We start from the raw sequence: 14,494 nt of genomic DNA on the forward strand, positions 1-14,494 counted from the left end.
GCCCGACATCTCCGCGCAGCAGCGGACCGGCGTGTCGGCTACGGGACCTCGGCTACGGGACCTCTGCCGGGGGCGCGCCCGCGGTCGACCGCATCGCGGCGACCAGGGCGGCGTCCACCCGGGTCCGCTGCTCGGGGCCGACGGGCTCGCCGGAGGAGTTGGCCACGTAGAAGCAGTCGACCGCGTCGCCGCCGAGGGTCTCGATGCGGGCCGAGGTGACGTCGAGCCCCTCCCCCGCGATCGCGGCGGTGAGCCGGTACAGCAGCCCGGCGCGGTCGGCCGCCCGCACCTCGACGATGCCGGTGGCCGCACCGCTGACCTCGCTGTTGTGCCAGGAGATCCGGGGCGGCGCCGACCGCGTGCCGTCCTGGCGGTAGTCGACCTCGCGCTGCCGCAGCCGCTCGGCCAGGGGGAGGCTGCCCTCCAGCGCGGCGCGCACGCCGTCGGCCAGGATCTCGGGCACCGGCGCGCGGCCGAACCGCGGACGGACGGCGAACACGCTGGTGGCCCGTCCGCCCTCGACGGTGATCTTCGCCGCCCGGACGTCGAGCTGGTTGAGCGCCAGCACGCCGGCGCAGGTGCTCAGCAGACCCGGCCGGTCCGGGGCGCCGATGGTGACCTGCTGGCCGTCGGCGACGTCCTGGATCCCGACGGTGACCGCTCCGGCCGTCCCCGGCACGTCGGGAGGCGCCGAGGTGACCTGCGGGCTCGTCGGGTGCAGCACCTTGGCCGGCTCCTCCAGGGGCGCTCCCCCGAGCTTGGCCTGGACACGGGCGACGAGGGCCGCCACCAGGTGCGCCTTCCACGGCGACCAGGCCGAGGCGCTCGTCGCCGCGCCGTCGGCCTGGGCCAGGGCGTGCAGCAGCTGCAGGACGGCGGCGTCGGACCCGATCGTCTCCGCGACCCGGTCGACGGTCGCCGGGTCGTCGATGTCGCGGCGGGTGGCCGTGGCCGGAAGCAGCAGGTGATGGCGCACCAGCGTCGCGACGACGGCGACGTCGGCCTCGGCGAAGCCCATGCGGGCGGCGATGCGGGCGGCGATGGGCTCCCCCACCTCGCTGTGGTCGCCGGGCCAGCCCTTGCCGATGTCGTGCAGCAGCGCGGACACCAGCAGCAGGTCGGGGCGGTCGACGTCGCGGGTCAGCTCCGCCGCGGCCGCCGCGGCCTCGACGAGGTGGCGGTCGACGGTGAACCGGTGCCAGGGGTGCCGCTGCGGCAGGGAGCGGACCCGGTCCCACTCGGGGATGAGGCGGGAGAGCAGGCCCTCCTGGTCCAGCTGCTCCAGGACGGCGACCGCGGCACGCCCGCTGGCGAGCAGCCGGAGGAACGACCACCGCACTTCCGCCGGCCAGGGCTCGGGCATCGGCGGGCTGTGCACCGCGAGCACCTTGAGCGTGTACGGGGACAGCAGCAGGTCGGCGCGGGCGGCGGCGGCCGCGGCCCGCAGCAGGAGGCCCGGGTCGGCAGCGGGGCGGGCGTCGCGGGCGAGCACCACCTCGTCGCCCTGGCGCACCACGCCGTCGGCCAGGGGCTCCCGGCGCACCCGGCGGTAGCGGCTGCGGGGGCGGCCCACGAGGGTGGACTCCACCCGCCGCCAGGTCTCGTCGGCGACGAAGGCCAGCCGACGGCCGGCCAGACTCACCTCGCGCAGCAGGGCGTCCTCGTCGGCGAGACCGAGCGCCGCGGCCACCGGTCGCTGCTCCTGGCGGACCAGGACGTCGCCGGCCCGGCCGCTGCGCCGGCGGAGCTCGTCGCGCACGTCGAGCAGGAACGCGTAGGCGGCCTCGACCTCGGCCGTCGGTTCGTCGGCGAGCTGGGCGGCGGCGACGGCCCGCAGCACCTGGCCCTCACGGAGCCCCCCGTAGGCCTCCTTGAGGTCGGGCTCGAGCAGGAAGGCCAGCTCGCCCACCTGCCGGGCCCGCTCCCGCCGCAGGTCGCGCAGCGCCGGCAGCAGCCGGGAGCCGGCCTGCCGCCAGCTGCTCAGGGTGGCGGTGCGCAGCTGAGCGGCCAGCGCGGGGTCCCCGGCCACGAACCGAGCGTCGAGCAGCCCCAGGCCGGCCTTCACGTCGGCGGAGGCGACGGCCACCGCGTCGGCCACCGAGCGCACCGAGTGGTCCAGCCGGAGCCCGGCGTCCCACACCGGGTACCAGAGCGCGTCGGCGAGTGAGGCGATCTCCGGCCGGCCGTCGTGGACCAGCACCAGGTCGAGGTCGCCGTAGGGGGGCAGCTCGCGGCGACCGAGGCTGCCGACCGCCATGAGCGCCAGCCCGTCGGTCCCGGTCCGCGGCGGTGCGCCGCCGCGACGCGGCAGGGGCGGCGGCGTGCCGGCGACGGCGTCGTCCAGCAGCCCGGCGAGCCAGGCGTCGACGGCCTGCACGCGCTCGGCCCGGGTCAGCCCCGGCAGCGCCTCGGTGTCCAGCACGCGTTCCCCTCCGGTGACTGCTCCAGCGTGGAAGTGCAGCGGCCGAGGTGGTGGGTGGTCCCACCACCCCGGCCGCCGGGTGCGCTCAGCGCGTCAGAGCGCGTCGTCCCCGCGCTCGCCGGTGCGGACCCGCACGACCTCGTCGACGGTGGTGACCCACACCTTCCCGTCCCCGATCTGGCCGGTCGAGGCCGCCTCGACGACGGCGTCGACGACGCGGGCGGCGTCGAGCTCGCCGACGACCACCTCGATGCGGACCTTGGGCACGAAGTCCACCTGGTACTCCGCACCGCGGTAGACCTCGGTGTGGCCCCGCTGGCGGCCGAAGCCCTGGACCTCGCTGACGGTGAGCCCCGCGATGCCGATCAGTTCCAGGGCGTTCTTGACGTCGTCGAGCTTGAACGGCTTGACGATCGCGGTGACCAGCTTCATGCCAGGGTCCTCTCCGTGTTGCGGGCCATGCTGCCCGATGAAGCGGCGTGCGCCTGGCCGGACAGTGGTGCGGTGGAGCCGCTGCTGCCGAGCGAGGCGAAGTCGTATCCCGACTCGGCGTGCACGACGTTGTCGATCCCGGTGATCTCCTCATCCTCGCTGATGCGGAATCCGATCGTCTTCTGGATGAGGGTTCCGATGATCCAGGTGACCACGAAGGAGAAGGCGAGCACCGCCACGGCCCCGACGACCTGACGCCAGAGCAGGTCGACGCTGCCGCCGAAGAAGAGGCTCTCCGCGCCGGCCGGGGCGTCCGGGTCGGCGAGCAGGCCGATGGCGATGGTGCCCCAGAGGCCACCCACGAGGTGGACGCCGACGACGTCGAGCGAGTCGTCGTAGCCCAGCTTGTACTTGAGCCCGACGGCCAGGGCGCAGAGCGCACCGGCGATCGCGCCGACGATGATCGAACCGATCGGGGAGAGCGAGGAGCACGCCGGGGTGATCGCGACCAGACCGGCGACCACGCCGGAGGCGGCACCCAGCGACGTCGAGTGGCCGTCGCGCAGCTTCTCCACCACGAGCCAGCCGAGGATGGCCGCGCCGGTGGCCACCAGCGTGTTGACCCAGACGACGGAGGCGGTGTTGTCGGCGGCCAGAGCGGAGCCGGCGTTGAAGCCGAACCAGCCGAACCACAGCAGCCCGGCGCCGATCATGACCAGCGGCAGGTTGTGCGGCCGCATCGCCTCGCGGCCGAAGCCGCGCCGCGTGCCGAGCACCAGGGCGAGCGCCAGGCCCGCAGCGCCGGCGTTGATGTGCACCGCGGTGCCACCGGCGAAGTCGATCGCCTCCAGCTGGTTGGCGATCCAGCCGCCGACCACGTCGTCGCCGTCGAAGGCGAAGACCCAGTGGGCGACCGGGAAGTAGACGATCGTGGCCCAGATGCCGGCGAAGACCATCCAGGAGCCGAACTTGGCCCGGTCGGCGATCGCACCGGAGATGAGCGCGACGGTGATGATCGCGAAGACGGCCTGGAAGCCGACGAACGCCATGACCGGCATCCCGCCCTCCTCGCCGGTGGTGTCCTCCATCAGGCCCTGGAGGCCGAAGAACTCACCGGGGTTGCCGAGCAGCCCCCAGCCGACGTCGTCGCCGAAGGCGATCGAGTAGCCGTAGAGGACCCAGAGCACGCTGATCAGCGCCAGGGCCCCGAAGCTCATCATCATCATGTTCAGCACGCTCTTCGCGCGGACCATGCCGCCGTAGAAGAGCGCGAGGCCTGGGGTCATCAGCAGCACGAGCGCCGCGCTGGTGAGGATCCAGGCGGTGTCGCCGGTGTTGACCACGGCAACCTCCTGAGTGGGTCATCGGCCGGGCGGCCGTATCGGTGGGCGCCGGTCCTCCGTGTGGGGGGCGACGTGGCGTTCACCGTGCCGAGGACGTGTTTCTGTTGGCGGCGCGCCGATGTTTCGCGGCGGTGAAATCCGGACCGCGTGTCCGGCCGCAGCGTTTCGGCCATGTTGCGGAGACGTCGGCGAGGGGCCCTGGACCCGACCGGTTCACTCGACCGGGCGGACGACCAGCGTCGCGGCGATGTCGTCGGCGAGTTCGGCGAGGTCGTCGGCCTCGTGCGCCGCGGCCGCGCTCCAGCACATCGTGATCTCCACCGACTGCGGATCGGGGCCCGCGGCCAGCAGGGGTGGGAGCACCCACCAGCGGACCTGCTCGACCAGCTCGCCGAGTCCGTCGTCGCGGTCGGCCGCCCGGATCCCCCGCGTGCGCACCGCGGGCCCGGCCGGCAGCGGCACCTGGGAGACCTCGGCCTCGCCGACGTGGGCGACGCTGCGGGCGATCTGCTCGAGCTGCACCACCGTGGCGGGCGCCTCGGACAGCTGCGCGGCGGTGAGCCACGCGTAGACGCCGACCTGCGCCTCGGGCACCAGCACGGCCGCGAGGTCGTGGTCGGCACGCCCGGGGTCGCGGGCCCAGAGGAGGAGCTGCTCGTTCAGCCGGGCGACGGCGTCGGGCTGCCCGTCGATCTCACCGAGCTCGGCCGCCGCGTCGAACGCCCAGGTCTCCACGTCCGCTCCGGGTGGCGGCAGCGGCAGCCAGCGGTCGACGAGCAGGTCGAGGTCGACGTGCAGCTCCTCGTGCGGGGTCGCGCTCACGCCGCCTCACCGCGCCAGCGGAAGGTCTCGGCGACGGCGTCGAACAGGACCGTGAGCGGCTCCGCCAGGGCCAGCACGGGAGTGGAGAACGACAGCATCACGACCACCTCGGGCACCACGAATGCGTACTGGACGACCAGCGAGCGCCGGCCGTCGGTGGGCAGGTCACCGGGCAGATCCTCCCGCACCCGGCGGACGGCGCGGCACCCCCCGATCTCGACGACCGTCGCCTCCCCGCCGTCGGTGAGGGCGACGGCGAGCTCCGGGACGGCGTGCTCGGCCCCCACGTGCTGCGGGGAGACGGTGACCAGCAGGGAGGCCGCGACCAGCGTGCCTGCCGGTCCCCCGGTGGAGAGGTACAGGTCGACCCCGCCGCGCTGCTTCGCGTCGGCGCAGGCCGCGTCGACGTGCTCCACCAGTTCCCGCCGCAGCTGCGCCTGGAGATCGGCCCTGCCGGCGAGCCGACGCACCATCCGGCGCACCTGGGCCGCCCCGCCGTCGGCCGCGGTGAGGTCGAGGCGCGACCAGTCGGCCGGGACGACGAGGCTGTAGTCGGGCGCGGTCACGACCGTCGCACCCCGAGCCACAGGAGGAGGCTGACCAGGGCGACACCGAGGTAGCCGACCCCCAGCCAGTGCTGCACCGCGCCGTCCGCGCCCCGCAGCAGCGCGGCCCCGTTGAACGCCGCGAACGCGCCGCCGATCCACAGGAGCAGGTCGGTGCGGGGCAGCAGCCGCGGCCAGGTGGCGCCCACCGAGGGGAGGTCGCTGCCGAGATCGGCGACGTGGTTGCGTCCGTCGACCGCGCGCAGGGGCAGGCCGGCCTCGGCGCACACCCGCTCGAGCCCCTGCCGGGCGGTCCGGTCGGGCACCCACCGGGCGGCGTGCAGGGTCTGCAGCACCTCACCGCCGGCGTCGACCAGCTCCACCGTCGCCGGTGTGCTGCGCACCCCGGCGACCGCTGCCTCGTGGTCGCCGACTGCCAGCCACCGCTCGACGCCGTCCACCTCCCGGATGCCGATCTCCGTCCCGCTCCCCCGGTGCGCGACCAGCAGACGGCGGCGGCCGGCGGCAGGGCGCAGTTCGGCGGCCCAGCCCCCGGCGGTGCGCCGCTCGCCGATCAGGCCGGCGGCCATGGGCCCGGCGCCGAAGGCGAGCAGCACGACGAGCCCGAGGAGCCCGACGGCGGCCCACGCCGTCGACTCCCCGCGGGCGATGCCCAACCCGACGCCGACGGCCAGGGCGAGCGCTCCGACTGTCGTGCCCGCCGCGTGCCACCCGGTCCAGCGCGGACGTGCCCGCGCCACCGGAGCCGCCGCCGCCGCGCGCGCGGCATCGCCGTCCCCGACCGGCAGCACGGCGAGTCCCAGCGTCTCGACGAGCGGGCGCAGCGCGGTGCCGCGCAGCGGATCACCCCTGCGGGGGGTCAGTGGCTCGGCGCTCCAGTCGTCGGCGGGCACGACCAGCAGGGGCCGCTCGGCCGCGTCGCCCACGATCAGCAGAGGTCCCGCCGGCAGCCCCGCCGCGCCGCGGGCGCGGGCGCCGCTCAGGATGCGCGCTGTCGCCGGCCCGTCCGGCCCGTGCGCCCACGAGCGGGTACGCCCGCTTGCCGAGGTCCAGTGCAGGCCGGCGTCGTCGGCGATCAGGCGCGACCGGCGCGTCGCGGCGCGGAACGGGGCGGGCAGCGGGACGGGCATGGCCACGACCCGCCGGGTCAACGGGCGCTTCCCGGCACCGGCGGAGCCTCGACCGGCGGCAGCGGCAGGTCGAGTTCGCGACCGCCGGCGTAGGTCGACACGGCAACGCCCCCGGTGGAGATGCGGCCGGCGATGGTCGCGTTCCGCATCGCGGCGCCGACCTCCGGGGTCGCCCGCACGGGGGCCGGCAATCCGCGGACGACGTCGAGGACGGCGTCCGGGGCCGTCGAGGGCAGCTGACCACCGGCACGCACGGCCGAGGCAGCACGGAGATCGGCGACCACCTCTCCGACCACCCCGCGGGGCGAGAGGGAGGCCGCGACCTCCCGCGGCCGGGGCACCCACGGCACCGGCTCCGCGGCCCGCGCCCGCAGCGCCCGGCCATGGGGGATCCGGCGGGTCCCGGTCCAGTCCACCTGCCGTGCCGTGGCCCGCGCCTGACGCCTGGTGCTGCCGGCGGCACGCAGGGAGGTGACGTAGGCGGGCTTGGCCGCGGAGGCAGCTGCCCGGCCCAGGCCGCGCGCCACGCTGGTGAAGGCCCGGCCCGTCCCGAAGGTCAGGACGCCGACCGCGTTCCACAGCACGTCGGACAGGCTGCCGCGGTTCTCGTAGTGGGCCAGCCCGCTGCCGGCCAGCGCGACGGCGCCGGTGGCGAAGGCGAGGGCGCCGAAGAGAGCGGCGAACGGCTGCAAGCCCGGCACGACCATGCACGCCAGGGCCAGGACGCCGAGGATCGCCGACAGCCTGCCGGCCCAACCCCCCAGCGTCTTCATGGCGCCGACGAAGTCGTCCCAGCGGCTGTCCTTCAGCCCGTCGATCTCCGCGATGCGCTCCAGCGCGGCGGCGGTGCGGTCCCCCGCGGCCCGCCACCGGGGCACCACCGTCTCGCGCAGCCTCGTCGCCAGACGGGCGATCTCGGCCTCGAGCGCGGCGACCTCCGATCGGCGGGCCCCCAGCGACAGGGCCTCGGCGCTGTCGGGAGCGGCGGCCTCGGCCGTGCGCTCGCGCCCCCGGGCCACGCGCAGGTCGTCGTCGGCGCGCCGCGCCTGGCGCAGGAGCGAGTCGGCGTCGTCCTGGACGCCGCGCAACTCCCGGACGTAGGCGGCCAGCCCGTCGGCGGCGCGCTGGTAGCGGACGTGGGCCTGACCGACCTCGTCGGCGGTGCCGTCGGCCTCCCGGCGGAAGGAGCGGCCGGCGTCGGAGTTCCATCCCTCGTGCCCGGAGAGGCGGTCGAGGCTGTCGCGGGCGTTCCGGATGGCGTCGGCGGTGTCGCGGTAGCGCTGGGCCAGGCGGGCCAGTTCGTCGGCGTCCCCCGGAACGGGGTCGCGGTCGGCGAGCGGGTGCCAGTCGCGAGGGCGGGACATCAGAGCTCCCCCCGCAGTGCCCGGACGAGCTCACGCTCGATCTCCTCGTACACCTCGGCGGCACCGACGGCCGCATCGCCGAGCCCCTCGATGGCGTGGCAGATCTCGTCCCGCCGGTCGTCCCACTCGGCGGCGAACTCGCGCAGCGCGTCGGCCAGCCGGGCGTGCTCGACCGCCTCGGCGCCCCGGTCGGCGGTGTCCTGGGCGGAGCGGAACTCCTCGTAGCAGGTCAGCAGGGACTCCCCCGCCCGCCGCAGGTCCTCAGTGACCACCCGCAGATCGCTCACCGTTCTCCCCTCACCTCGGCAGGGAGGTTGCCATGCCGCGCGGTGACCTGCGGCAGGAGGCCGTCGTGCCTGTGGATGGGGCTCGTCGGCCACGGTGCGGTCAGTACTCCCCGCCGACCAGCCCCTCGGCGAAGGCCCGTGCCTCGAACGGCGCGAGGTCGTCGGCGCCCTCGCCCAGACCGATCAGCTTCACCGGGATGCCCAGCTCCTGCTGCACGCGCACCACGATGCCGCCCTTGGCCGTGCCGTCCAGCTTGGTGAGCACGACGCCGGTGACGTCGACGGCCTCCGTGAACACCCGCGCCTGGACGACGCCGTTCTGCCCGGTCGTCGCGTCGAGCACCAGCAGCACCTCGGTGACCGGCGCCTGCTTCTCCACGACCCGCTTGACCTTGCCCAGCTCGTCCATCAGCCCGGACTTGGTGTGCAGCCGGCCGGCGGTGTCGACGACGACGGTGTCGACCTCGCCCTCCGTGCCGGTGCGCACCGCCTCGAAGGCCACCGAGGCGGGGTCGCCGCCCTCCTTGCCGCGCACGGTGAGCACGCCGACCCGCTCGCCCCAGGTCTCGAGCTGGTCGGCGGCCGCGGCGCGGAACGTGTCCGCCGCACCCAGCACCACGCTCTTGCCGTCGCCGACGAGGGCGCGGGCGATCTTGCCGACCGTGGTCGTCTTGCCGGCGCCGTTCACGCCGACGACCAGGACGACCCCGGGCCTGCCGTCCCGCCGCTCGGTGCCGAGCGTGCGGTCCAGGTCGGGCCCGAGGACGGCGGTGAGCTCGCGGACCAGCAGCTCGCGCAGGTCGGCGCCCGACGCGGTGGCCAGCACCATCGACTGGGTGCGCAGCCGCTCGACGATCTGGGTGGTGGCGGCGATGCCGACGTCGGCGGCCAGGAGGGTCTCCTCGACCTCCTCCCAGTCGTCCTCGGTGAGCTTCTCGCGGGCGAGGACGGTGAGCAGCCCGCGGCCCAGCGAGGACTGCGAGCGCGCCAGTCGCGAGCGCAGCCGCACCAGGCGGCCGGCCGAGGGCGGCGGCGTCTCGAAGACCAGGCCGGGCTCGGGCTCCGCCGGTGGCAGCTCGACGGTCTCCGGCGGCAGGCCGAGACCGGACGCGGTGGAACCCGAGGGGGCAGGGGGCGCCTGGGTGTCGGCCGGGCGGGGCCGGGTGAGGGTCGTACCGGTTGCGGCGTCGTCGTCGAGTCGGGTGGTACGCCGTCCGGCACCGACCAGCAGGCCGATCCCGGCGAGGAGCGCGACGACGAGGATCGCGATCGCGATCAGCACGAATTCCATGCCGCGAGTCTCCCAGGCAGGAGCACTCACAGCCCGGTAGGTCAGGCTGGACCCATGCACCCGACCGAGCAGACCTCGCCGGCCCTCCTGCTCGGTCCGCTGCTGCGGCACGTCGACCCCGTCTCGGCGACGGTGTGGGTGGAGACCGACCGGCCGTGCGAGGTGACGGTCCTCGACCGGCGGGCGCGCACCTTCTGCGTGGCCGGGCACCACTACGCGCTGGTGGTCGTGGAGGGTCTGGAACCGGGCAGCACGACGCCCTACGAGGTCCGGCTGGACGACGTCGGGGTGTGGCCACCCTCGGACTCGACGTTCCCACCCAGCCGCATCCGCACCCCCGGAGGGGCCGGCGCGTTCCGGCTGGCGTTCGGTTCCTGCCGCTACGCCAGCCCACGCACCGTCGAGGAGAGCGAGGGCATCCCGCCCGACGCGCTCGACCTCTACGCCCAGCGGATCGCCGAGCAGCCGGAGGACCAGTGGCCCGACGCGCTGGTGCTGCTGGGCGACCAGGTCTACGCCGACGAGCTCACGGAGCACACGCGGTCGCTGCTGCACCGCCGGCGTGACGGACGCACCGAGCAGCGTTCGCCGGACGACCAGGTGGCGGACTTCGAGGAGTACACCCGGCTCTACTACGAGTCCTGGCAGGACCCACAGGTGCGGTGGCTGCTGTCGACGATCCCGTCGTCGATGATCTTCGACGACCACGAGATGATCGACGACTGGAACACCTCGGCGGCCTGGCGGGCCACGGCCTCGCGCCAGCCCTGGTGGACGGGGCGGATCACCGGCGGCCTGGTCAGCTACTGGGTCTACCAGCACCTGGGCAACCTCAGCCCGGACGAGCTCGCCGCGAACGAGACCTGGCAGGCCATCCAGGCCATGGCCGACGACGACCCCCTGCGCGACGCCGAGCCGATGCTGCGGACGATGGCCGAACTGGCCGACGCCGAGCCCGCGACGATCCGGTGGAGCTTCGTGCGGCACTGGGGCGAGGCGCGGCTGATCATGGTCGACAGCCGGGCCGGCCGGGTGCTGGAGGAGCGGCACCGACGGATGCTCGACGAGGACGAGTTCGCCTGGGTCGAGGCGGAGCTACGCCGGGCGGCGGACGAGGGGGTCGAGCACCTCATCGTCGGCACCTCCCTGCCCTGGCTGCTGCCGCACGCGATCCACAACGTGGAGCGGTGGAACGAGACGCTCAACGTGCGGCACCACGGCCGCCGGCGGGGCCGGCTGGCCGAGAGGATCCGCCAGGCCGCCGACCTGGAGCACTGGGCGGCCTTCGGGCACTCCTTCGAGCGGCTGGGCGCCGCGCTCACCGCCCTGGCCCGGGGCGAGCACGGCCGGGCACCGGCGACGGCGCTGGTCCTCTCCGGCGACGTCCACCACGCCTATGCCGCGGAGCTGGTCCGTCCCGAGGGGCTCGAGGCCCGGGTGCACCAGCTCACCGTCTCGCCGCTGCACAACCAGGCGCCGCACCCCATCCGCCTGGGCTTCAAGATCGGCTGGAGCCGGGCGGCACGCCGGTGGACCGAGCGCCTGGCCCGGCTGGCCAAGGCCGAGCCCACGGAGCTGGAGTGGGAGAAGCAGGCCGGCCCGTTCTTCGGCAACCAGATCGGCGAACTGGTGCTCGAGGGCCGGGAGGCCCGCTTCCTGCTGTCGGTAGCCGAGCTCGGCGACGACGCCCTCCGGCAGGTGCTGGACAGGCCGCTGTCGGATGCCTGAGAGGCTGGGACGGTGACCGACGCATTCGGCATCCGCCCGGCACCCGGGCCCGACCAGCCGCCGATCCCGGTCCGGCTGGTCAGCTTCAACACGCACCACGGTGTCGGCGAGGACTCCCGGCACGACCTGCCGCGACTGGCCAGGGTGCTGGCCGCCGCGGACGCCGACGTCATCTGCCTCCAGGAGGTCGACCGGTACTTCGGCGACCGCAGCGAGGACGTGGACCAGGCGCTGCTGCTGTCGCGGGCACTGGACATGCAGCTGGCGTGGGGCCCGGCCATCGACGAGCCGAGGGTGGGTGGGGACGCGACGGACCGTCCGCGCCGTCAGTACGGCAACGCGCTGCTGTCCCGGCTGCCGATCCTCATCAGCGACGTGCACCGGCTGCCCGGCACCGGCGAGCCCCGCAGCGCCCTGCGGACGATGCTCGAGCTCGACGGGGGCACGCTGTGGGTCACCGCCACCCACCTGACCACCCGCTCGGCGGCGGAGCGCGCGCTGCAGGTGGCGGCGCTCGCGGCGCTGCACACCGAGGAGATGGCGTCCGGCGTCCTCGTGGGCGACTTCAACGCCCGGCCGGACGCCCCGGAGCTCGATCCGCTGCGCGAGCGGTTCACCGACGCGTGGGAGCTGGCCGAGGACCGTGGCGACCAGGCCGGGTGGCGCTTCTGGCAGCGCGACGAGGGGCACACCCACCCCTCCCGCTCGCCGCACCGCCGCATCGACCAGGCGTGGGTGTCGGGCGGGGTGACCGTCGCGAGCGCGCAGGTGCTCGACGCCGCGGGCGCCTCGGACCACCTGCCGCTCGTGGTGGACCTCCGGATTCCCTCCGGCGTCTGAGTGCCGTGTCCGCGCTCGTCGGTGGGGGCGACTCCCTGGCGCGCTCCGTCAGCGGGACGTTCTACCGGGCCGTGGACCCGGCCCACCGCGCGGCGGCGCTCGCCGGCTCGCGGTCGGCCGGCCGCTACTCCCGGGCGGACGTGCCGACGCTCTACCTCAGTGCGTCGCGGGAGGGTGTCGCCGCCGCCATGATCGCCCACAGCGGTGCGCGGAGCCCGGTGCTCGACGTGCTGGCGTTGGAGGTGCGGGCCGACCGGATCGTCGACCTGCGTGCGCACGAGGCGCTGCGGTCCATCGGCATCGATCCGGCGCAGGCCGCTGCCGAGTGGCAGGAGACGGTCGCGGCGGGGGGCACGCCGTCGTCGTGGCGGGTCCGCGAGGAGCTCGAACGGCGGGGGGCGCACGGCCTGATCGACCCGTCCCGCCGCCGACCCGATCTGTGGCACCTGGTGCTCTTCCGGTGGAACCGTCTCGGCGCCCCCTCCGTTCGGGAGATCCCGGGCTGACGGTGGGTGGTGCTCGGCGCGGCCGTCAGGTGCTGACCCCGCTACACCGACGGGTCGTCCCAGCCGGCCCGCAGCCGCGGCACGCCCCACGCCGGGTCCGGTCGCCAGCTGTCCCAGTCCTCCCCGAACGGCGGGTCGTTCGCCTCCAGCCGGCCGATGACCTCGGCCGCCTCCGCCCGCACCCGCCCGACGGTCGCCGCGTCGAGGATGCCGCGGTCGGCGATCTGCTGGAACTCGTCGTCGTCCTTCCAGGACCAGATGCGGTCGGGCGTGGCGACGACGTCGAGCTGGAGGTCCATCGACTCGATCCCGATCGCCGTCCTGCGGACCGGGCGCTGGAGGTTGACGTACCACCCGTAGCGCTCGCCGGTCGGCAGCCAGCTGGCCCACACCGCGTGCCAGTCACCGGGCCGCAGGATCCACAGGCACGAGACGTCCCAGACGTGGTCCACGTGCACCCAGTCGCCCCGCTCGAGCAGGTCGATGATCCGGGCCGTCCGCTCGCCCGGGTCCTCGCGGTGCGGCGGCGTCATCGGCACCTTGCGGACGGTGCCCGCGGGAAGCCAGAACAGCATGCGGTCCGGCGCGTCCTCCACGACGACGAGCGGGCGGGCCGCCCAGACGCGGTCGCGCCAGATCTCCTGGTGCACGACGACGTCGCCGGCTGCCCATGCCATGCGTGGCCCCTGTCCCGTCAGGCGGCCGGGAGCTCCCGGAGCCGCTGGCTGATGACGCCGGTGATGCCGTCCCCGCGCATGCTCACCCCGTAGAGCGCGTCGGCGATCTCCATCGTCCGCTTCTGGTGGGTGATGACGATCAGCTGCGACGTCGACCGGAGCTGCTCGACCAGGGTGAGCAGCCGGCCCAGGTTGACGTCGTCCAGCGCCGCCTCGACCTCGTCGAGGACGTAGAACGGCGAGGGCCGGGCCCGGAAGATCGCCACGAGCAGCGCGACGGCGGTCAGCGACCGTTCGCCGCCGGACAGCAGCGAGAGCCGCTTGACCTTCTTGCCCGGCGGACGCGCCTCGACCTCGATGCCCGTGGTGAGCATGCTGTCGGGCTCGGTGAGCACCAGCCGCCCGGAGCCCCCCGGGAAGAGGGTGGCGAAGACCGCCTCGAACTCGCGGGCGACGTCGGCGAACGCCGTCGCGAAGACGTCGTGGATGCGCTCGTCGACCTCGCGGACGACGGTGAGCAGGTCGCGGCGGGTGCTCTTGAGGTCCTCGAGCTGCGTGGCGAGGAACGTGTGCCGCTCCTCCAGTGCCGCGAACTCCTCGAGCGCCAGCGGGTTGACCTTGCCGAGGGTGGCGAGGTCGCGCTCGGCCCGGGCTGCCCGCCGCTCCTGCACCGCCCGGTCGTAGGCACTGGGCGCCGGGGGCTCCTCGCCCGCGGCCTCGGCCGCCGCCTCCTCGGCCGGCGACGGCGGCACCGGGGCGGCCGGCCCGTACTCGGCGACCAGGGTCGGCAGGTCGACGCCGTACTCCTCGGCCGCGCGGCCTTCGAGTGCCTCGATGCGCAGCCGCTGCTCGGCGCGGGCGACCTCGTCGCGGTGCACCTCGTCGGTGAGCCGGTCCAGCTCCGCGGTGGCGGCCCGCACCCGGCCGCGCACCTCGAGCAGCTCGGCCTCCGCGGCGGCGCGTCCGGTGGCCAGTGCGTCCCGTTCGGCGGCGGCGCGGGTCAGCGACGTGGCCAGGGCGACCAGCGCGCGCTCGGCGTCGGCCCGCACCCGCTCCGCGACGGCGGCACCGCGCTCCCGGGCGGCC

14 protein-coding genes are annotated in these 14,494 nt (G+C 75.1%); 3 read left to right on the forward strand and 11 right to left on the reverse strand.

Going from position 1 to position 14,494, the window contains the following annotated elements; translation table 11 throughout:
* Positions 1–52: 52 nt before the first annotated feature.
* The 9 genes from BN344_RS08715 to ftsY form a co-directional block, all read right to left on the reverse strand.
* A complete protein-coding gene (locus BN344_RS08715) occupies positions 53–2,422 on the reverse strand; it encodes a [protein-PII] uridylyltransferase (RefSeq protein WP_040338212.1) in 2,370 nt (789 codons plus the stop codon).
* A gap of 93 nt (positions 2,423–2,515) precedes the next feature.
* Positions 2,516–2,854: a P-II family nitrogen regulator gene (locus BN344_RS08720; RefSeq protein ID WP_040338213.1), complete on the reverse strand. Its 339-nt coding sequence runs from the start codon at positions 2,852–2,854 to the stop codon at positions 2,516–2,518.
* Entirely contained in the window at positions 2,851–4,197 is a 1,347-nt protein-coding gene (locus BN344_RS08725) for an ammonium transporter (RefSeq protein WP_040338214.1), read from the reverse strand. The genes BN344_RS08720 and BN344_RS08725 overlap by 4 nt, the downstream gene beginning before the upstream one ends.
* Positions 4,198–4,410: 213 nt before the next feature.
* Positions 4,411–5,019 (reverse strand): hypothetical protein, encoded by a 609-nt coding sequence (locus BN344_RS08730; RefSeq protein WP_040338215.1) that lies wholly within the window; start codon positions 5,017–5,019, stop codon positions 4,411–4,413.
* Positions 5,016–5,585, reverse strand: coding sequence for a hypothetical protein (locus tag BN344_RS08735; protein ID WP_155858823.1), 570 nt, complete (start codon positions 5,583–5,585; stop codon positions 5,016–5,018). The genes BN344_RS08730 and BN344_RS08735 overlap by 4 nt, the downstream gene beginning before the upstream one ends.
* Complete coding sequence (locus tag BN344_RS08740; RefSeq protein WP_166518215.1) at positions 5,582–6,715, reverse strand: hypothetical protein; 1,134 nt, start codon at positions 6,713–6,715, stop codon at positions 5,582–5,584. Before BN344_RS08740 ends, BN344_RS08735 begins: the two co-directional genes overlap by 4 nt.
* Before the next feature lie 17 nt (positions 6,716–6,732).
* A complete protein-coding gene (locus tag BN344_RS08745; protein ID WP_040338218.1) occupies positions 6,733–8,079 on the reverse strand; it encodes a hypothetical protein in 1,347 nt (448 codons plus the stop codon).
* Positions 8,079–8,366, reverse strand: coding sequence for a hypothetical protein (locus BN344_RS08750; protein WP_040338219.1), 288 nt, complete (start codon positions 8,364–8,366; stop codon positions 8,079–8,081). Before BN344_RS08750 ends, BN344_RS08745 begins: the two co-directional genes overlap by 1 nt.
* A 100-nt stretch (positions 8,367–8,466) precedes the next feature.
* Complete coding sequence (gene ftsY / locus BN344_RS08755; RefSeq protein WP_040338989.1) at positions 8,467–9,657, reverse strand: signal recognition particle-docking protein FtsY; 1,191 nt, start codon at positions 9,655–9,657, stop codon at positions 8,467–8,469.
* Positions 9,658–9,711: 54 nt separating this feature from the next.
* On the opposite strand from ftsY, the gene BN344_RS08760 reads away from it, so the two are divergent.
* The 3 genes from BN344_RS08760 to BN344_RS08770 are packed head-to-tail and all read left to right on the forward strand — an operon-like array spanning position 9,712 to position 12,731.
* Positions 9,712–11,385, forward strand: a complete 1,674-nt coding sequence (locus tag BN344_RS08760; protein WP_040338220.1) for an alkaline phosphatase D family protein — start codon at positions 9,712–9,714, stop codon at positions 11,383–11,385.
* A gap of 12 nt (positions 11,386–11,397) precedes the next feature.
* On the forward strand, positions 11,398–12,225 hold the full coding sequence (locus tag BN344_RS08765) for an endonuclease/exonuclease/phosphatase family protein (RefSeq protein ID WP_040338221.1): 828 nt from the start codon (positions 11,398–11,400) through the stop codon (positions 12,223–12,225).
* A gap of 5 nt (positions 12,226–12,230) precedes the next feature.
* Complete coding sequence (locus BN344_RS08770) at positions 12,231–12,731, forward strand: RES family NAD+ phosphorylase (protein WP_197022292.1); 501 nt, start codon at positions 12,231–12,233, stop codon at positions 12,729–12,731.
* 41 nt (positions 12,732–12,772) lie between these two features.
* Here the strand turns inward: BN344_RS08770 and BN344_RS08775 are convergent, their stop codons facing one another.
* Complete coding sequence (locus tag BN344_RS08775) at positions 12,773–13,408, reverse strand: ribonuclease FAU-1 family protein (protein ID WP_051515743.1); 636 nt, start codon at positions 13,406–13,408, stop codon at positions 12,773–12,775.
* A gap of 17 nt (positions 13,409–13,425) precedes the next feature.
* Positions 13,426–14,494, reverse strand: a 1,069-nt coding sequence (locus BN344_RS08780; RefSeq protein ID WP_040338222.1) for a coiled-coil domain-containing protein, incomplete at its 5' end; no start/stop codon positions are given.

Origin of the sequence: Candidatus Blastococcus massiliensis AP3 (genome assembly GCF_000582785.1) — a bacterium.
Classification (GTDB): Bacteria; Actinomycetota; Actinomycetes; order Mycobacteriales; family Geodermatophilaceae; genus Blastococcus; species Blastococcus massiliensis.